We start from the raw sequence: 18,500 nt of genomic DNA, 5'->3' as shown, positions 1-18,500 counted from the left end.
CGGGGGTTATGTATGGTGTCCCCCTATTCTTTATCTCGATAGCGTAGGAACAAAAAGTAGACGGTCGGAGTGGCCACCAGCGAGAGCACGACCGAGATGCATAAGGCGCCGATGACGGCGACCGCCAGCGGCTTGAGCATGTCCGCGCCCGAGCCGATGCCGTAGGCCAGCGGCAGCATGCCCAGGGCGGCGGCCAGGGACGTCATCAGGACCGGCCGCAGACGGCGGCGGCCCGAGCGGACGAGAGCCTCGGCCAGGCCCAGGCCCTCGGCCCGGAGGTTTTTGACGAAGTCGAGCATCAGAATGCCGTTCTTGGCCACGATGCCGATGCCGATGATGGCGCCCAGAAGCGAGACGACGTTGAGCGAGGTGCCGGTGAGCCACAGGGCCAGGACCGTCCCGAACAGCGCCAGCACGGCGCCGAAGACGATGGCCAGCGGCTCGTAGAAGGAGCCGAACTCGAGGAGCAGCACGGTGAAGACGAGGAAGATGGCCATGAGCAGGACGAGGACCAGGTTCTTGAACGATTTCTGCTGCTGCTCATAAAGCCCGCCGTATTCGATCGAACCCGGGGGGATCGTCTTGTCCCGGCTCAGCGTGTCCTGGATCTCCTGCATGGCGCTGCCCATGTCGCGGCCTTCGAGCCGGGCGGTGACGGCGACGTCTTGCCGCGAATCCTCGCGCCGCAGCTCGAGCTGGCCCGGCTCTTCGACGACGTCGACCACTTGCGACAGCTTGATCAAGCCGCTTCCGGGCGTCCGAATCGGCAGATCGCGCAATCCGGCCACCCGCTCGATCCGCTTGGGATCGGCCTTGACCCGGATGTCGACGACCCGATCGCCCTCCAGCACGGATGAGGCGGTCTGGCCCAGCATAGCCGTGCCGGCGGCGGCCGTGATGTCTTCGGCGGTCAGGCCGAACCGGGATGCGTCGACGGACCGTACCCTTAGGCTGATCGTCGGCCCGGTGTAGACAAGTCCGTCGAAAACGTCGACGACTCCCTTGATCTTGCCCAAGGATTCGGCGATCTCGGGCGCTTTTTGCTTGAGGAAGGCCGGATTGGTGGAGAAGATCTTGATCTCGATCGGTTGCGGCGCCCACATCAGATCGCCGATGAGGTCGCCCAAGATGCCCGGAAATTCCCAGTTGATCCCGGGAAGCTGGGCGTTGAATCGCCGGCGCAGATCGGAGATGACGTCTTCGGTCTTTCTCCGCCGATCGCGCTTCAGCTTGACCAGGAAATCGCCCGTGTTCGGCTCGGCGATGGACAGCGCCAACCGCGCCCCGGTGCGGCGGGAATAGCTTTCCAGCTCGGGAACCGTCCGTAGGATCGTCTCTGCCTGCAGGAGCTGGCGATGCGTTTCCGCCAGGCTCGTTCCCGGGGGCGTGAAGTAATCGATGACGAAACCGCCTTCGTCCATCGGTGGCAGGAATTCGCTGTCGAGCCGGTTATAAATAAAAACCCCGGCCAGAAAGACGAAGCCGCATACGGCCATGGTCGGCCAGGCGTGCCGCAAGGCCCAGCGGACGCCCGCCTCGTAGACGCGGATGACGCGGGAGAGCCAGGGGCCGCCCAGCTCTCCGGCCGGGACTCGGCTCTCCTTCCGGCCCGGCCGGATGAGCCAGGCCGCCAGCGAGGGCGTCAGGGTCACGGCAAGAACCAGGGACATCAGCAGGGAGACGACCATGGTCAGGGCTAGGGCGCGAAAGAAGACGCCGGTGATCCCGTCGAGAAAAGCCAGGGGGATGAAAACGACGACGGGGGTCAGGGTCGAGCCGATCAAGGGATGGATGATTTCCCCGAGCCCTTCTTGGACGGCTTCCAACCGGGATTTCCCGGATGTCCGCTTGGCGTGGATGGACTCGACCACGACGATGGCGTCGTCGATGACCAGGCCGATGGCCGCGGCGATGCCGCCCAGCGTCATCAGGTTGAAGGTCAGCCCGGTGATCTTCATCGACAGAAGCGTGATCAGAACGGTGACCGGGATGACCAGCGTCGCCACCAGGGTCGTGCCCCAGTTCTTGAGGAAGGCATAGAGGATGAACACGGATAGGGCCAGGCCGAAGAGAATCGCCTCCCAGACGCTGGCGACCGAGGAACGGACGATCTCGGATTGATCATAGAAGAAGGCCAGCTTCATGTCGGATGGAAGCTCGGTTTTTAAGGTTTTGAGCTCCTCCCGCAGCCGCTTGGCGATCTCCAGGGTGCTGCCGTCGGGCTGGCTGCGGACGTTGAGCAGAACGGCGTTCTCACCGTCGGCGGTGACCACGTTGAACACGGGCTCCGGCCCCCGCTCGACACGGGCGAAATCCTTGATCCGGACGGGATGGCCCGCGGCCGAGCGGACGACGAAGTTTTCGATGTCCGGGATCGAATGGACGCGCCCGTCGACCACCGTCAAATAAAGCGTATGGTTCTCCTCGTGCATCCCGGCCGAAGCCACGAAATTGTTCCGGATCAGGGCTTCGGTGACTTCGGGCCACGAAAGCCCCGCCGCGCCCAGCCGGACCGGGTCGACGATGACATGGTATTCGGGGCTGCGCCCGCCGACGAGGTCGACTCGGGCGACCCCGGAAATCCGCAGGAAGCGTAGCTTGAGATTGTAGCGCGCCGCCTCCCAAAGCTCGGTGATCGAGCGGACCGGGCTGGTCAGGCTGACTCCGATGATGGGGAAGGCCGAGAAGGTCAGGCGGAAGACCGAGGTTTCGGCCGTCGCCGGCAAAGTGCTTCGGATCTGGGACAAGCGGCTGAGGACATAGAGCTCCGATTCGATCATCGGGACGTTCCAGGTGAAGAAAACGCTGATCTCGGCCGCTCCGCGCCCCGTGGCCGAGCGGACCGTGACCACGCCGCGGATGTCCTTCATGGCCTCTTCGATCGGGCGGGTGATCGTGGCCATCATCTCATCGGCGGGCATGACGCCGTTATCGACGAGCACGACGACGCGCGGGAAGTTCGTCTGGGGGAAGACCGACGAGGAGATGTTCAGGGCCGTGAAGGCCCCGGCCAGGCAGAGGGCCAGGCAGATGAAGGCGATCGACAGGGAATGCCGGGTGGCGAATTGCCCAAGGGCCGTCTTTGTATTCATGACGGGCTATTTGCCTGCCTTGGCCGCGGCTTCGACGGGATGGATCTTGACCCCGTCCGGGACCGCGTAGGCGTCCTCGGTGACGATGGCCAGACCGGCCTTGAGGCCTTCGCCCTCGACCTCGATCAGGCCGCCTTCGCGCAGGCCGAGCTTGACCGGCTTGCGGACGGCCTTGTCGCCCTGGATGAGGACGATCGTCCCGGCCCCGCTGCCCACAGCATCGGCGATGACGGCGGCTTCGGGCACAGCCAGGCATCCGGCCTTCTCCTGGCTGACGATATGGACGCTCAGGAACTGACCGGGTCGGAACCCGGCCCCGGCCGGGATCGAGATCCGCACCGGCAGAGTGTCGGTCGCTTCGTCGACCTGGGCGCCGACGTAGGTCACGGCGCCGGCGGCGTTGCTGTTTTCAAAACGGACGGGTTGTCCGGCTTTGAGGCCGACCGCTTCCGCGCTGGGGACTCGGACCGCGGCCACCAGCCGGTCGAGGTCGATGATGACCGCCAGCACGGTGTTGGCCTCGACGGCCTCGCCCGGCTCGGAGTTGATCTTGACGACGGTGCCGGCAAGCGGCGCGGTCACGGCCAGCAGGGCCAGGCCGGTCTCGGCGGCGCGCAGATCGCCCCGAGCCGCGTTGAGCTGCTGTTCGGCCTCGAGGTAGCTTTTTTTCGATGTCCCCTCAACCGGCAGGAGCTTCTTCTGGCGCTCGAAATTGTCCTCGGCGAAGGCCAGGGCCTTCTTGGCTTTCTCCAGGGCCACTTCGGCCACCCGGCCATCCAGGCGGAAGAGGACCGCGCCTCGATTGATCCGCTGGCCTTCGACGCACTCGACGCGGGCCACGATCCCGGCCGTCGGCGAGGCGATCTCGGAGTCGGCGGGAATGCGGCCGGCCATGGCCGGCTCGGGCTCGACCTTGCCGAAAGCGGTGATCAAGAGGTGGAGGGTGGCGGGCTGGATGGTCCCGAGGTGGACGGCGACATCAGCCTCCACGACTTCGCCTTCTGCGGCGCCGCCGGACTTGGCTTTCGTGATCAGGAAGACCACAACCAGTCCGGCCGCGATCAATAGAATAAGGGCGGTCCAGGTCCGTCGTTTATTCATCCTTGCGCTCCTTGACCGGGCCGGCGGGCCGGTCCGGTGTTTTCAGAACCCAGCCGTCGCCGTCGAGCGGGCTTTGCACAGCGTCTTCGAGCTCCCCGGCCGCCTGCCGGGCCTTGATCCGCGCCTCCAGCCGGGCCAGCTCGCCGGCGGCCAGCTCGATCCGTAACCCGATGAGCTCGAGCTTGGAGATCTCCCCCAACTGGTAGCGGGCGGCGGTCGAGGCCTCGCTCTTCTGCAGGTTCCGCCACAGGTCGTCGGCGGCCTTGGCCTTCTCCCCGGCCAGGCGGGCCGCGGCGGCCGCGCTTTCGATCTCCCCCAGCACTTTGGCCTGCAGGGCCTGGAAGCGGGCGGCCGCTTCGGCCCGCTTCGCCTCGGCCTCCGCGATCGGGCCTTTGTTGCGGTTGAGCAGGGGCAGGACGAGGGATAGGCCCAGCGACCACTTGGCGTCCGTTTGATCCAATTGGAAGCCGGGACCGAGGCTCAAGTCGGGATATTGCTTGGCGATCTCCAGCCGCAGGGCGGAATCTTCGGCCGCGTATTCGGCCAGGGCGGAGAGGATGTCGGCCCGGTTCACCAGGGCCCGGCGGCGGATCTCGACGGCGGGGAGGTCGGCGGCCGGGCGGAGCAGGCTGTCGAAGGACAGGGGAGCGCCGTCCAGCGCCGCGGCCGGAACGCCGATCGCATCGGCCAGCTTGACCCGGGCTTGGGCGCTCTGCTGGGCCGCATCTAGGGCGGCCAGCCGGCTGGAAGCCAAGGCCATGCGGGCCTGGGTGACGTCGGAGGGCGAGGCTTCACCTATGGCAAGCTGGGCCTCCAGGATGCGGACGTTTTCCGCCTGGGCCTCCCGCAGGCGCCCGAGGAGGGCTTCCGTCTCGCGGGCCGAGTAGAGCTCGAGATAGGCCTGGCGGAGGCGGCTGCGGACTTCCCAGGCGGCGGACAGGATGTTGAGGCGGGCGGCCTCCGACAGATTCTTGGCCTGGGCGATGCGATAGCCGCGCTTGCCGGCCGTCTCGATCGGGATCTCCAGGGCGGCCTCGGGGATCCAGGGCGTGACCTCGGAAGTGGGGGATGTGGAGTTGTAGCCCATCAGGATGCTGCCGGTCGGGTTGGGACGTTCGCCGGCCGTGATCCGGCCGGCTTGGGCCGTGGCCCATTGGGCCCGGGCCACGTCCAGGTCGGGGTGATAGTAGAACGCCGCCAGGGTCAAGGCGGTCAGGTCCCAGGCCGCCGGCGGCCAGTCCCGGTCCGCGTTCATTTTAAGGAAGGCGACGAATTCGGGCGAATTCAGACGGCGGGCTTCGAAATCATCCAGGACCGCTGCCGCCGTGACCGGACGCGGCGTGTAACGGACACAGCCGGCGCCGGCGGCCAGGAGGAGGCTTAAAAGAATCAGGCTCGCATGGGCTCTTTTCACGCTTTCACCCTTGGCGTTAAATATGCGAGGTCGCATGAACGGACGATGAACCGGTAGGCGTATTTTAGACTAGCGGCGATGCGATTTCTTCCTTTTTCTTGACGGCGGGGCGATAATAGATTCTCTCCCGTCTCCGGGTTGCTGAAGCGGCACGGCATGACCGTCGGGGGAATGCTCATGGAAAAAGCAGGCCTCTACGTCCATTTCCCTTTTTGCCGGGCGAAATGCCCCTACTGCCATTTCGCCAGCCGTTCCTATGACCGGGGAAGCGCTCTGGCTTGGGCCGCCGGCGTCCTCAAAGAAGCCGAGGCCGCCGCAGGGCTCGGCCTGCGCTTCGACACGCTGTATTTCGGAGGCGGGACGCCGTCGCTTATCGATCCCGACGAATTGGTCCCGCTCATCGACGGCCTTCGCGAGCGCCTGCGGCTCGAACCGCTCGAGTTCACCCTGGAGGCTAATCCCTCGACCAGAATCGGGCCGGGATCGTTCTCCGGCTTGTCCCGGGCCGGTGTCACGCGCTTGAGCGTCGGCGTCCAATCCTTCGACGATGCCGTCCTCGGAGTCCTCGGCCGGGAGGCGACCGCGGCCGAGGCCGAGCGATACGTTGCCCAAGCCGCGGATTCGAGCGGATTCTCCCTCGGCCTGGATTTGATGGCCGGCGCGCCCGGGGAGGCCCAAGCCGGCCTGGAGAAGACGCTCGAGGCCGTCTCGCGCTTGCGGCCTGATCACGTCTCGGTCTATCTGCTTGAAAACGTGGAAGGGCTTCCGTTCGAAGCGATCCTGCGGGAGCACCCGGTCGAGGACGACGCCGCGGCGGACGCCTTCGAATTTCTGGCTCGGGGCCTGGCTTCGCTCGGCCTGCGTCGATATGAAATCTCGAATTTCGCCCGTCCCGGGTTCGAATGCCGCCACAACCTCAAGTACTGGCGCTACGAGCCCTTTCTCGGCTTGGGTCCTTCGGCCGCGTCCCATATCGGGGCCGAACGATGGACGAATGCGGATCGGCTGGAGGATTGGCTGGCCGGACTGGAGGCAGGGTGCGATCCGCGTCGGGAGATTGTTCGGCTCGAGCCAGAGGCGTCAGCCCGCGAAGCCATGGCGGCCGGATTGCGGCTGGTCGAGGGAGTGGACTTGGCGGCCCTGGAGCGCCGGTTCGGCATCGATTTCGCTGCGACGACGGGCGCGGCGATCGCACGGCTCAAAGAAGACGGCTTGTTGGCCGGCGAGGGGAGCCGGATTTGGATTCCCGAGGAGCGCCTGCTCGTCTCGAACGCGATCTTGGCGCGGTTGATTTAGCCGGCGTCAGAGAACGATTCTTTTGACCAGCGGGTTGATCCTAGTCAGCATCTCATAGGCCGTCGTGCCGATCCGCACACCGAGCTCGGCTGCGGTGACGGTATGTTTTCCGTCTGTGCCGATTAAAGTCGCTATGTCCCCGACTTTGCAAGGGGCATCGGTGACGTCCACGATGATCATGTCCATTGAGATCCGGCCCCGGACCCGCGCCCGCCGGCCGTTGATCAGGACTTCGCCGTTCCCGGACAGGCCGCGGTCGTAGCCGTGCCAGTAGCCGATCGGGATGATGGCCAGCTTCGAGTTGCGATCCAGCCGCTCGGTCATGTCGTAGCCGACGAAGGACCCCTTGCGGGCGGGCTTGATCTCGGAGACGATGCTCCGCCACGACAAGACGGGGCGGAATTGCATCTCGCCGCCGAACCGCATCTCGAGCTCCTTGGACGGCCACAGCCCGTAGAGGCAAATCCCGAAGCGGACCGCGTCGAGATGGTAGCGTCGGTCGAGCAACGCCGCGCCGCTGGCCGCGCAGTGCGAGACCACGTGCGCCGGTCGGCCGGGGGCGGTTTTCAGAAAAGCCAGGGCTTTCCGGAATTCGTCATATTGGGCCCGGGCCGAGCCCGGATACCCGGGGTCCTTGGCGGCCATGAAGTGCGTGTAGACGCCGGCCAGTCCGGACTGGAGCCGGGCCTTGCGGATCTTGGCCCAAGCCTTGGGCAGGTCGGCGGGGTAGAAGCCCTGCCGGTGCATGCCCGTGTCGATCTTAAGGTGATAGCCCGGCCGCTTGGCTGCCTTGGCCAGGGCGTCGAGCGCCTCCCATCCCGATACGGTCAGGTGGAGAGCATGCTCGGCGGCCGAGGGCAGGAGGTAAGGCAGGGTCGGCCCCAGCACCAGGATCGGCTTGGTGACGCCGGACTCGCGCAGGCGGCTGCCTTCGACCACACTGTCCACGCAAAAGCCGTCCGCGCCGAGCTTTTGGCCCATCGTCGCCAGCGGCACGAGGCCGTGGCCGTAGGCGTTCGACTTGCAGACGAGCCATAATCCCGTGCGCGGCTGGAGCAGGGCCCGGCAGGCGCGGATGTTGTGGCGGAAGGCGGCCGGGTCGATCTCGACCCAAGTCTTGTAGCGGATCTCATCGAGGGGCATGGGGGGGGCCTCACTTGCCCTGGGCCAGGAGGGTCAGGACCCGGAGGACGAGGTCCGTCGTGTTGGCCAGATAGGCGAAGTCCACGGTCTCGGCCGTATCGCCGGGCCGGTGGATGAACGGGGTCGTGTCGTCGTGATGATACTCCTCGGTCAGGCCGACGGCCTTGAAGCCCAGCCGTCGGAAAGCCGAATGATCGGAGCCCCCCTCCTTGGTCACGAGGAGCGGGATGGGGGGCGTCATCTTCGAGGCGACGCCCGTGTAGAGATCGAGCGCGCCGTCATACGGGATCTCGAGCTCGACGGCCCGGTCGCCGTCCTTATCCCAGCCCATCTGGTCGATGGTGTGGACGGAATGGATTTTGGCGCCTTCGTCCTTGAGCTTCTGGGCGAAAGCGCGGCTCCCCCGCATGCCCCGCTCCTCCTCGTCGAAGAGGATGAAGATAATCCGGCGGGTGAGAGGCTTCAGGTCCGACAGGCGGGCCGCGGCGGCCGTGACGGCGGCCGTGCCCGTGGCGTTGTCGTTGGCGCCGGGCCCGTTGCGGACCGAGTCGTAGTGGGCGCCGAAGACGATCGTCTCCGTCGCCGGATCCGCGGGGCCGACGACGGCGTAGATGTTCTGTCCCTCGGCGCTGTAGTCCTGCGTCTGGACGGTGAGCCCGAGCCCCTGCCAGACTTCGATCAGGTAGGCGCGGGCCAGCTTTTTGTCCTCGATCGCCGCGCGGGCGGCGATCTTGATCCCCGGCTTGATCTCGACCTGCCCGGCCAGCTTGGTCACGATGTCCTTCTCCAGGGCGTTGATGTCGACATCCGGAGTGCGGAGGACGGCCTTGACGACCGGGATGCAGGCGGCGAGGCAGACGATCCCGGCGCATAACAGGGCGGTTCGCCAAGGCGGGACGTTCGCGCGGCGGGCGGCGGGGGCTTGGGAGTGCATGGCGAACCTCGTGCCGTCTACTCTAACAACCGGGCCGCGGGATTGTCAATCGCCGTTCCTCGCCCTATAGGAGTCCCTTGCGGCGCGCGGGCTACATGGGCAAGAGAATACGGGCGCGGCCGTTAGGCGCTTTGCGCCCGGAACGTGAGCCGGAATTCCGTTCCGCCGTCGCGGATGAGCTCGAACCGGCCGCTGATCTGGTCGGTCAAGGAATTTACGATGACCATACCCATGGATTCCGCTTTTTTCAAGTCGAATTCCGGCGGCACCCCGATACCGTCATCGTGGACGGCCAGGAGGACTTGGCCGTCCGGCAGGCGCCGCAGCCCGATATTCAGCCGGCCGCGCCGGCCATCGGCGAAGGCGTGCCGCATGGCGTTGCCGATCAGCTCGCCGGCGATCAACCCGACCGGGACCGCCGTTTCGATGGGGAGCCCGATCGTCTCCAGCTCGGGCGTGATGGTGATGCGGGCCGAGTCCACGGCGTAGGCCTGGGCGTAGTGGATGACCATGTCGCGCAGATAGTTCCCGATGTCGATTTGGGCCAAGTCCGGCGATCGATACAGGCTATCATGAACCGCGGCGATGGCACGAACCCGCCGGCGAATCTGGCGCAGGGCCTCCACACAAGCTGGGTCATTGATGTTGCGGGCCGAGAGGTTGACCAGGCTGGAGATGATCTGCATGTTGTTCTTGACCCGGTGGTGGATCTCGCGGAGAAGAGCCTCTTTTTCTTTCAGGGAGGCCTGGATTTTCGCTTCCGCCCGCCGCCGTTCGGAAATGTCGCGCGAGACGGTCAGAATGCCGGTGGGCCGCAGGTCCTCGTCGCGGATGAAGGACAGGCTGACTTCCGTCCATACCGTCGTCCCGTTCTTGCGGTACTCTTCCAGCTCGACGTTGCGCGAGCGGGTCGGTTCCGCGCCCTCCTTGGCTTCCAGCTCCATCTCTTCGATCAGGATGCCGGAGACGAGGGCTTTCGACTCGGGCGTCATGACCTGGTCGAGGGTTTGGGCCAGGGCTTCTTCCGGCGTGTAGCCCCGCAGCCGGACGATCGAGGAGTTGACATACGTGATCCGCAGGTTCATATCCAGGACGGTGATGACGTCGACGGTGTTCTCGGTGATCAGGCGGTATTGCCGCTCGCTTTGGCGGAGCGCCTCTTCGGCGTGCTTGCGCTGGGCCGTCTCCTGCTCCAGACGGGCTATTTTCTCCTCGAGTTTGTGAACCAAGCGTTCGGAGTAAAGCCTGAGAACCTCGGCTTCATCCGCCGGCGCGGCCGGCCGCCGGGGCCGGCTCCGAGCGACCTCCTCCAGAAGCCCGCGGACGTTGTTCATTAACACTCGCGGATCGAGGGGCTTGCGGTAGAACCGATCGGCCCCCAGGGTCATGGCGAATTCCTCATCCCTTTGATCGATGTAGGTGGCCGTGTAGAAGATGAACGGGAGATTCCGCCACCGCTCGTCCGCGCGGATCCGCCGACAGAGCTGGTACCCGTCCATGACCGGCATCAGGATGTCCGAGATGACCAGATCCCAGGTCCCCGTCTCGAGGAAGTCCAGGGCCGCCTTGCCGTTGGCCGCTTCCTCCGTACGAAAGCCCGTTCCCGAAAAAAGGTATTTCAGGAAATAGCGGTTCTCCTCCAGGTCGTCGACGATGAGGATGTTCATGGGGTTTCTCCGCCGGCTTGCCGGAAGCGCTCCAGGACTTTGATGAAGGCGGGTGGGTTAATCGGCTTTTCGACATAGGCCGTGCAGCCGGCGGCCAGGGCTTTCTCCTTGTCCCCGACCATGGCGTAGGACGTCACCGCGATGATGGGAACCGCCTTGAGCGCGTCGTCCTGCCGGATCCGCCGCGTGGCGGCGTATCCGTCCAAAACGGGCAATTGGATGTCCATCAGGATCAGGTCGGGCCGGTGGGCCTTGGCCATCTCGACCCCGGCCGCGCCGTCCCTCGCCTCCAAGACCGCATAGCCCAGCTTGGCCAGAATGAACCGCATCATGTAGAGATTGTTCTCGTTGTCTTCAATGATGAGTGCTGTCGGCATTAGGATTCTCCTTCCAGTGCAGGGGCAGGCTGAAGGTGAAGATGCTGCCGCTGCCGTACTCGCTTTTGACGCCGATGGACCCGCCGAGCATGGTCAAGATCTTCTTGCTCAGATACAATCCCAATCCGGTCCCTTCATACCGCTTGGTCGAGGACATGTCGATCTGCCCGAAGGGATTGAACAGTTTGCCGATATCCTCGGGCCGGATGCCGACCCCTCGGTCGGTGACGCTGATCGTGAGCTCGTCCGGCGAGGCGCCGGCGTCGACGCGCACGTCGCCTGTTTCGCTGAATTTGACGGCGTTGGCCAGCAGGTTCATCAACACCTGCTTGACCCGGCGCCGGTCGCTCTGCAGGACCAGGCCCGCGGGGACGCTCGCCGTCACGTCCAAGCCTTTGGCTTTGGCCAGGGGCATTACCGCCTTGACGGTCTCCTCCGTCAGCTCGGCGACGGAGAACGGCGCGATATCCAAATCCACGCGGCCGGATTCGATCTTGGAGATGTCCAGGATTTCGTTGATCAGGTCTAGAAGATGTTTGGCGCTGGATTCGACCATGGCCAGCTGCCGCGTCTGTTCGTCGGACAAGGCGCCCGACATTCCCATCAACAGCAGACCGGTGAACCCCAGGATGGAATTGAGCGGTGTGCGCAGCTCGTGGCTCATGGAGGCCAAGAATAGACTCTTGAGGCGGTCCAGCTCGATCAGGCGCTCGTTGGCCGCCGCCAGCTCGCGGGTCCGCTCCTCGACCCGGCGCTCGAGACTCTCGTTGAGGGCTTTGATCTCCGCTTCGATCTTTTTCCGCTCATTGATGTTCCGGATGATGACCAGGTCGGCCGGCCGGCCCCGGAAGGAGATCACGGCGGCGTTGACCTCGGCGTGGATGCGCAGGCCCGTCTTGGTGACGAAGATCGTCTCATACATAGCGGCGGAAACGACGCCCCGCAGCCGGTTGGAATAGTAATAGGCCAGCTTCTCCCGCTCTTCCTCCGCGACGTGTTGCAGGAAGGGCGTTCCGATGAGCTCTTCCAAGGGGCTCTCGGACATGGCCACCAGACTGGAGTTGGCGAAGACGAAGCGGTCGTCCTGGATGATGACGATGCCGTCCTTGGCGTTCTCAACCAGCGTGCGGTACTTGGATTCGCTTTCGCGGAGCGCCGACTCCGCCTGATCCCGATCCTTTTCCCGGTTCTGGATCATGGCCAGCATGGCGTTGAAGCCCCGGTAGAGCACGCCGAGTTCGTCCCTTCGGGGCTCTTGAATGCGGATCGATAGGTCGTTGGTCCGGGAGACGCGGCCGATGACATCGACCAGGCGAAGGATGGGGGTCGAGAGGGTTCGTTGGGCCAGGATCGCCAGGAGCCAGGCGATCGCCATCCCTCCGGCCAAGGCCGCTCCGGCCAGGAGATAGCCGCGAAACAATCTTTTTTGGTCCTCGCCCAAGTCGTAGCGCAAAACGATCGTCCCAAGCCGTTCGCTATCCTGGACGATCCGGCGCGACAGCGTGTAGGTCCGGCCCCGCCTGGCCTCGAAGTCGCCCGCCTCGGCCCGGGGGAGGGTTCCCCCGAGAACGGGCCTGCCGTATTCCGCAAAGACAAGGCCTGTTCCGTCCAAGATCCAGGCCCGGGTCACGGCGGTTTCGGCGGCCAGGGACCGAAGGGTTTTGGCGGCGTCCGCGGGATCGCGGAAATTCAAAGCCGAGGTGCAGTTGGTGCCGAGCATGTCGGCCAAGGAGGTCAGCTTGGCCCGGATAGCCGCGCGGGAGGCGCGCGCTTCATTAATAACATTGAAACCTGCGGACAGGGCCAAGACGGCGAAGGCGACCAGAAGCGGCAGAAGGATCAGCTTCTTCTTGATGGACAGATCCTCGAACTTCATGGCCGGATCTTCCCTTCCCGGGCGTCGACGAGGATGGCCAGCTTCAAGAGCTGCGACCCGATCTTCAGCCGGGTTTTGCTCACGGCTTTTTCGCTGATCTCGAACTTGACGGCTTCTTCCCGCAGCACGAAGTTGACGGCGACGCCCTGCTCCCGAGCCAGACCGGCCGCCTCGCCGACGGTGAGGACATCCTTCCCTTCCGTCTCTTTCAGAATCTGGGCCAGCCGGGCGGTCTCGGATTTGGCGATGAACAGGATCTGGGGGCGGCCTATCTGGGTCGGATCGAGGCATTGCCGGACGAGAAGCGGCTTCGGGCCGACGGTCTTTTTCTTGGCGATCTCCAGCAACGGAGCCGTGATTTCGCTCTCGCCGAAGACGACGATTGAGACGGCCTCGGCGGGCGCGTCCTCCGGCCATGCGACGTACCGGGTGAAATGGTAGAGAAAGACCGCTTTGACGTCGTATTCGGAAGAGGGCGGGTTGCCGACGGCCTGACCAAAAGCGCCGCCGGCGAGGCATCCGGACAAGACGAGGCCGGTCGCGAGGCGGAGGGCGAGCGATCGTCTCCTCACCGGCGGGCGGCCTCCGCCGGCTCCGTTCCAGGCCGCTCTCCTCAAAACGCGTACCCCATGGACAACCGGATGCTGCGCTGGGGCTGACGATAGCGGCTGGGCGGCAGGATGGAGGGGTGATAGTAGACGGCGTCCAGCAGATTGTTGACGACGAGCTGACAGTCGATCCCCCAGGGAAGGGAAAGAGTCAGGGCCGCGTGAAGGAGGAGCGCGGCGTCAATCCGATCGTTCCCCGTGGTTGGGATGATCTTGGAGTTCTTGCGCCGGCCGAGATATTGGCCGCGAAGGCTGATCCGGAAGCGCGGCGTGAAGGCGTAGAGAATCCCTGCGTTGCCGCCGTGGGGGGCGATTTCCGGCGCCTGCTCATCGAGGGCGTTTATGGATCGGGTGTAGGTGTAGTTGAGATAGGCCTTCAGCCGGCCCTGGCGGAATTCCAGTCCGGTTTCGCATCCGTCGGTCGTTAAAGCGCCGGCGTTGATCCACCGGAATTGATCTCCTTGACTCTCCCGGACCAGGAGGTTGGAAAGGCGGTTGTGGTAGGCCGAGACGTCGAACCGGAGGTGGGGAGAGAAAGACCAGCCGCCGGCGGCCTCCCAGGAAGCGATCTTTTCCGGTCCCAGGTCCGGATTGCCTATGCCGTTAGTGTAATCCCAGGGCTTCGGAGCCCGGAAGGCCTGCATATAAAGGATTTTGGTGGTCAGCTTGCCCTGGTTGAAAACGAATCCGAGGCGCGGCGTCGTCACCGCGCCGTAGTAGCTGCTCTCGTCGTGCCGCAGGCCGAGGAACAGGTCGATGGTTTTTGAAAGAGAGGTTTGGGATTGGGCATAGAGGCTGATCAGGCTGTTCGTCAACATATCCGGAGCGGCCGGGACGGCGGGGCGCATGTCCGCGGCCACGCTTTGGCTGATGGAAATCGTCTCGGCCAAACGCTCCTGCTCCAGGACGAGGCCGAACGATAGGCGCCAGCGGGCGTCGGGCGTCCAGCGAAGCTGGGATTCGTTTCCGATCGAGTGGTTCGGACGATAATACCGAGACTGCCGGCCCGGGGCATCCGACGTCGGAAGCTCGATGATCGGGATCGTATCGTCAAGGACGGTGGTGTCCCGGTAATAGACCGTAGATCGAATAGACCAAGTCTTGGCCCGATCATACGCATAGGCGGCCCAGGTGTTTAGAAATCGGATGTGCCAATTCACGCCGTGGTCGCTGATCGGCGTCATCCCGGGAGCGGTGAGGCCCATCTGGGCGGTCGCGTAAGAGGCGTCTTTGTCCTGGAACATCAAGCCGGCGCTGAAATTCTTGTACCGGACGCGGGCGTCGAGCGAGGCGTCGTTCTCGAAATTCTCCATGTTCTCGGTCCAGTTGAAGTCGCCGGCCGCGCCTTTCAGGTCCGCCTTGTCGCTCCGTTTGAGCATGCCCGCGATGCTGAATCCGAAGTCCGCCTTCTTGCCATAGGCGGCATAGCGGACGTCCGCTTGATAGGTGCGGTAGCTGCCGGCCAGGACGGAAGCCCGGCCGCCCGGGGCGTCCTTCGGATCCAGGGTGATGATGTTGATGATGCCGGAAACGGCGTTGGTGCCGTAAAGGGCGGACGCGGGGCCGTAGACGACCTCGATCCGGTCCACGTTGGCCAGGTTATACTGCCCGCCGCCGTAGTAGCCTCCGGAATTCAGCTCGTTGGTCTGGATCCCGTCGACCAGGAGAAGAATCTTGTTGTTCTGGCTGGGCACGCCCCTGATGAAGGCATAACTGTTGAAGCCCAGGATGTTGCGGAACTGAAAACCGGGCAGATCGGCGAGGGCGTCTTCCAAGGTCAAATACCCGTTGTCCCGGATCTGTTCCGCGGTGATCACGCGCACGGTGGCCGGGACCCGGTTGATCATCTCCAGGCTTTTGAGGGCCGAGACGACTTTCAAATTGGCCAGATCGGTCATATCGAGCGAGAGAAGCTCGTCCAGCGTTTTTTCCTTGGTTTGGGCGAGGAGAGGTGAGGCGAATACGACAAAGGCGATCAGGCCGGCTAAAAAACGACTCTTCATCGCCGGGCTCCTTTGGGACTAGGAACGCCACGTACGATCCCTATTTCTCATAACTTATCACCTTGAACCCCTCCGCGCAAGGCGTCGGGTTCGATCCTTGACGTTCGCCAAGAAGAAGAGCTACCCTGGACCCAAGCCGGTCCGCTTTCCGCGGCGACGGCGGAACGCGGGAAAGGAGCCGAATGATTTTGCACGCCGTGCCCAAAGCCTGGTTGGCCTGGGATTTCGACGTCCGGGATGACGCCGATCAACCCCTGGGAGAGGCGAGGCTTTCGTCCTGGCGAGAGCGGGGGGCGGTCTGCGCGGGGAACGTCGAGTATCGGGTGTTCCGTGAAAGCCTCCTCGGCGCCTTTGTCCTTGAAAAGGAGGGGCTGCCCCTGGCTCGGGCCGTGAAGCCGAGCGCCCTCCTCCGGTCCTTTGAGATCGAGCTTGAAGGACGGGCGTTCACTCTCAAAGCCTTGTCGCCGGTGCGCCGGGCCATGGTTTTGTCGGAGGGGGGCGTCGTCGTCGGCACGATCGAGCCCGAAGGGATTCTGACGCGTCAAGCCCGGATTAAAATGCTTGACGAGCTTCCCCTTGTCCTCAAGCTGTTCGTGATCTGGCTGACGCTGCTGATCTGGAAGCGCGAGTCGGATTCCGGGCATCCCGGAACGGGCGTGGATCCCGGAGCGATCGCGGGGGGCATGGGCTGACGCCGATCGGGTCTCGTCGGTCCGCCGGCTTGACAGGCGGCGCGGCGGCGCATTATCGTCCGGGACGATCGGAAACGATTCCCGGGAGGACGTCATGCGAAAAGCCGTCGTAGGCCTAGCCGCCCTGACTTTATTTGCGTCGGCCGTTTTGGCCGCGGAAATTCATGTCGCCGTCAACGGCAAGGATCATAACGCCGGGACTCCGGCCGCCCCTCTCCGTACCATTCAGCGGGCCGCCGAGCTGGCCCAGCCGGGCGACATCGTCACCGTGCACGCAGGCATTTATCGCGAGCGCGTCAATCCGATTCGCGGCGGCACCTCCGACTCCAAGCGGATCGTCTTCCGGGCCGCGCCCGGCGAAAGGGTCGAGATCAAGGGCTCGGAGATCGTCAAAGGCTGGCGCAAGGTTCAGGGCGATACCTGGCAGGCGCGAATCCCGAACGCCCTTTTCGGCGCGTTCAATCCCTACGCCGACCTGATCCGCGGCGACTGGTTCGATCCCAAGGGCCGCCCCCATCATACGGGAGCCGTCTACCTCGACGGCGAATGGCTGGCCGAGGCGGCGACCCTGGATGAGGCTTTAAAGCCCGCCGGTACTGCGCCGCTCTGGTTTGCCAAGGTCGAAGGCGAGGCGACGACGATTTGGGCCCAGTTTCCAGGGGCCGACCCCAACGCCCGGCTCGTGGAGATCAACGTCCGCCGGGCGGTGTTCTATCCCGAAAAGACGGGCGTCAATTACTTGACGGTCCGCGGCTTCATCCTGCGGCAGGCGGCGACACCTTGGGCGCCGCCGACGGCCGAGCAGGTCGGCCTGATCGGGACGAACTGGAGCCAGGGCTGGATCATCGAGGACAACGTTGTCAGCCACTCCATCTGCTCGGGCATCGCGCTCGGCAAGCACGGCGACAAATTCGACAATACTTCGAGCGACACGGCCGAGGGGTACGTCAAGACCATCGAGCGCGCCTTGGCCAACGGCTGGAGCAAGGCGAAGATCGGCGGGCACGTCGTTCGCAACAACGTCATCTCGCACTGCGAGCAGGCCGGCATCGTCGGCAGCCTGGGTGCCGCGTTCAGCACGGTCACCGGCAACGTCATCCACGATATCCATGTCCGGGCGCTCTTCACCGGCGCCGAGATGGCGGGCATCAAGCTTCACGCCGCGATCGACGTCGAGATCAGCGGCAACCACATCTATCGGGCGATCCGCGGGCTGTGGCTGGACTGGATGGCCCAGGGGACGCGCGTCTCCGGCAACCTCTTCCACGACAACTTGGACCAGGACCTCTTCGTCGAGGTTGATCACGGGCCGTTCCTGGTCGACAACAACATCTTCCTTTCGACCAGGACCCTGCTCGATGTTTCGCAGGGCGGAGCCTATGTCCACAACCTCATCGCGGGATCGCTCCATATCAATCCTTTCGACGCCCGGCAGACGCCGTACCACAAGGCCCATTCCACCGAGCTGGCCGGGATGCACGACAATCCCTACGGCGACGACCGCTATTACAACAACCTGTTCGCCAAGCGCGGAGACCTCACCCCTTACGATAAAACCCCGCTGCCCGTGAAGATGGAGGGGAATGTTTTCCTTGGCGGCGCCAAGCCTTCCAAGTTCGAGACGGACCCGCTGGTCCAGCCGGATTTCGATGCGGCGATCAAGCTGGTCGAGGCGCCGGACGGGTTCTATCTAGAGATGGCCTTCGATCCGGCCTGGTCGGCGCGAATGCGGCCGCTGGTGACCACGGCGCTGCTGGGACGGGCGACGATCCCCGACTTGCCCTATGAGCGGGCCGACGGTTCGCCGATTCGGATCGCGACGGATTTTTGGACCAAGGCTCGCTCCGAATCGAACCCCGCGCCCGGCCCGTTCGAGAATCCCGGCTCCGGGCGGATCCGGCTCAAGGTTTGGCCGCTCGCGCCTCGTTCTCTTTGATCCGGGCCTTGATGATCTTCCTGACCAGGGCCGCCGGAAGCGGCTTGGCGGCCGTGAAGTGGACCGTCCCCGTCGCGGTGTCGTAGTCTTTCAGCTCTTCCTTAAAGGCTTTGACGGTGGCGCCGGGAAAAAAGCTGAGGTGGGCCATGAACGCCGCGAAACCCGCCAAGTATCCTTGGTGTTTGAAAGAAGGGATTCCATAGCTGATCATCTCCTCGGCCTTGGGTGCCGCAGATTTGATGGTCGCGCGCAGCTTTTGCAGGACGGCCCGCTCCTTCGCCGGGACGGCCGCCAGATAGGCGTCGACGCTTTTGGCCGGGCCGCCGCGCTTGGGTTTCGCTTTCGCAGGGGATTGTTTCAT

The 18,500-nt window shown here is 64.5% G+C and carries 14 protein-coding genes; 3 read left to right on the top strand and 11 right to left on the bottom strand.

The genetic code is table 11. From position 1 onward, the window contains the following. Positions 1 to 23: 23 nt before the first annotated feature. Genes NTZ26_02710 through NTZ26_02700 form a run of 3 tightly spaced genes read right to left on the bottom strand, consistent with a single transcriptional unit; the run spans position 24 to position 5,607 of the window. Positions 24 to 3,092 (bottom strand): efflux RND transporter permease subunit, encoded by a 3,069-nt coding sequence (locus tag NTZ26_02710; protein MCX6559404.1) that lies wholly within the window; start codon positions 3,090 to 3,092, stop codon positions 24 to 26. Positions 3,093 to 3,098: 6 nt separating this feature from the next. After that, positions 3,099 to 4,193, bottom strand: coding sequence for an efflux RND transporter periplasmic adaptor subunit (locus NTZ26_02705; GenBank protein ID MCX6559403.1), 1,095 nt, complete (start codon positions 4,191 to 4,193; stop codon positions 3,099 to 3,101). Then, positions 4,186 to 5,607, bottom strand: coding sequence for a TolC family protein (locus tag NTZ26_02700; protein MCX6559402.1), 1,422 nt, complete (start codon positions 5,605 to 5,607; stop codon positions 4,186 to 4,188). The genes NTZ26_02705 and NTZ26_02700 overlap by 8 nt, the downstream gene beginning before the upstream one ends. Before the next feature lie 177 nt (positions 5,608 to 5,784). Between NTZ26_02700 and NTZ26_02695 the strand changes: the two genes are divergently transcribed. Next, positions 5,785 to 6,903 (top strand): coproporphyrinogen-III oxidase family protein, encoded by a 1,119-nt coding sequence (locus tag NTZ26_02695; GenBank protein ID MCX6559401.1) that lies wholly within the window; start codon positions 5,785 to 5,787, stop codon positions 6,901 to 6,903. A 6-nt stretch (positions 6,904 to 6,909) separates the two neighbouring features. Here the strand turns inward: NTZ26_02695 and alr are convergent, their stop codons facing one another. The 7 genes from alr to NTZ26_02660 form a co-directional block, all read right to left on the bottom strand. Next, positions 6,910 to 8,046 (bottom strand): alanine racemase, encoded by a 1,137-nt coding sequence (alr, locus tag NTZ26_02690; protein MCX6559400.1) that lies wholly within the window; start codon positions 8,044 to 8,046, stop codon positions 6,910 to 6,912. 10 nt (positions 8,047 to 8,056) lie between these two features. Next, complete coding sequence (locus NTZ26_02685) at positions 8,057 to 8,980, bottom strand: M20/M25/M40 family metallo-hydrolase (protein ID MCX6559399.1); 924 nt, start codon at positions 8,978 to 8,980, stop codon at positions 8,057 to 8,059. A 122-nt stretch (positions 8,981 to 9,102) separates the two neighbouring features. Next, the gene (locus NTZ26_02680; protein MCX6559398.1) at positions 9,103 to 10,647 is read right to left on the bottom strand and encodes a response regulator; all 1,545 of its coding nucleotides are present in this window, start codon (positions 10,645 to 10,647) and stop codon (positions 9,103 to 9,105) included. Then, the gene (locus tag NTZ26_02675; protein ID MCX6559397.1) at positions 10,644 to 11,024 is read right to left on the bottom strand and encodes a response regulator; all 381 of its coding nucleotides are present in this window, start codon (positions 11,022 to 11,024) and stop codon (positions 10,644 to 10,646) included. The genes NTZ26_02680 and NTZ26_02675 overlap by 4 nt, the downstream gene beginning before the upstream one ends. Then, positions 11,002 to 12,900 (bottom strand): ATP-binding protein, encoded by a 1,899-nt coding sequence (locus NTZ26_02670; protein ID MCX6559396.1) that lies wholly within the window; start codon positions 12,898 to 12,900, stop codon positions 11,002 to 11,004. The genes NTZ26_02675 and NTZ26_02670 overlap by 23 nt, the downstream gene beginning before the upstream one ends. Then, positions 12,897 to 13,472 (bottom strand): YfiR family protein, encoded by a 576-nt coding sequence (locus NTZ26_02665; protein ID MCX6559395.1) that lies wholly within the window; start codon positions 13,470 to 13,472, stop codon positions 12,897 to 12,899. The genes NTZ26_02670 and NTZ26_02665 overlap by 4 nt, the downstream gene beginning before the upstream one ends. A gap of 41 nt (positions 13,473 to 13,513) precedes the next feature. Beyond that, positions 13,514 to 15,511, bottom strand: a complete 1,998-nt coding sequence (locus NTZ26_02660) for a TonB-dependent receptor (protein MCX6559394.1) — start codon at positions 15,509 to 15,511, stop codon at positions 13,514 to 13,516. Between the two features lie 182 nt (positions 15,512 to 15,693). Here NTZ26_02660 and NTZ26_02655 point away from each other — a divergent pair, with 182 nt between their 5' ends. Further along, positions 15,694 to 16,203 (top strand): hypothetical protein, encoded by a 510-nt coding sequence (locus tag NTZ26_02655; protein ID MCX6559393.1) that lies wholly within the window; start codon positions 15,694 to 15,696, stop codon positions 16,201 to 16,203. Between the two features lie 94 nt (positions 16,204 to 16,297). Continuing rightward, positions 16,298 to 18,139: a right-handed parallel beta-helix repeat-containing protein gene (locus NTZ26_02650; protein MCX6559392.1), complete on the top strand. Its 1,842-nt coding sequence runs from the start codon at positions 16,298 to 16,300 to the stop codon at positions 18,137 to 18,139. Here NTZ26_02650 and NTZ26_02645 read toward each other — a convergent pair. Continuing rightward, positions 18,105 to 18,500, bottom strand: coding sequence for a DUF1801 domain-containing protein (locus tag NTZ26_02645; GenBank protein MCX6559391.1), 396 nt, complete (start codon positions 18,498 to 18,500; stop codon positions 18,105 to 18,107). The two genes, NTZ26_02650 and NTZ26_02645, sit on opposite strands and share 35 nt — an antisense overlap.

Source organism: Candidatus Aminicenantes bacterium (assembly GCA_026393855.1).
Taxonomy (GTDB): Bacteria; Acidobacteriota; Aminicenantia; order Aminicenantales; family UBA4085; genus UBA4085.
This window is presented reverse-complemented; position numbering and strand designations above follow the sequence as displayed.

Coding starts and splice junctions, on each gene's coding strand:
- NTZ26_02710 (MCX6559404.1), bottom strand. CDS start 3,092: ATGAATACAAAGACGGCCCTTGGGCAATTCGCCACCCGGCATTCCCTG.
- NTZ26_02705 (MCX6559403.1), bottom strand. CDS start 4,193: ATGAATAAACGACGGACCTGGACCGCCCTTATTCTATTGATCGCGGCC.
- NTZ26_02695 (MCX6559401.1), top strand. CDS start 5,785: ATGGAAAAAGCAGGCCTCTACGTCCATTTCCCTTTTTGCCGGGCGAAA.
- alr (MCX6559400.1), bottom strand. CDS start 8,046: ATGCCCCTCGATGAGATCCGCTACAAGACTTGGGTCGAGATCGACCCG.
- NTZ26_02685 (MCX6559399.1), bottom strand. CDS start 8,980: ATGCACTCCCAAGCCCCCGCCGCCCGCCGCGCGAACGTCCCGCCTTGG.
- NTZ26_02680 (MCX6559398.1), bottom strand. CDS start 10,647: ATGAACATCCTCATCGTCGACGACCTGGAGGAGAACCGCTATTTCCTG.
- NTZ26_02675 (MCX6559397.1), bottom strand. CDS start 11,024: ATGCCGACAGCACTCATCATTGAAGACAACGAGAACAATCTCTACATG.
- NTZ26_02670 (MCX6559396.1), bottom strand. CDS start 12,900: ATGAAGTTCGAGGATCTGTCCATCAAGAAGAAGCTGATCCTTCTGCCG.
- NTZ26_02660 (MCX6559394.1), bottom strand. CDS start 15,511: ATGAAGAGTCGTTTTTTAGCCGGCCTGATCGCCTTTGTCGTATTCGCC.
- NTZ26_02655 (MCX6559393.1), top strand. CDS start 15,694: ATGATTTTGCACGCCGTGCCCAAAGCCTGGTTGGCCTGGGATTTCGAC.
- NTZ26_02650 (MCX6559392.1), top strand. CDS start 16,298: ATGCGAAAAGCCGTCGTAGGCCTAGCCGCCCTGACTTTATTTGCGTCG.
- NTZ26_02645 (MCX6559391.1), bottom strand. CDS start 18,500: ATGAAACAATCCCCTGCGAAAGCGAAACCCAAGCGCGGCGGCCCGGCC.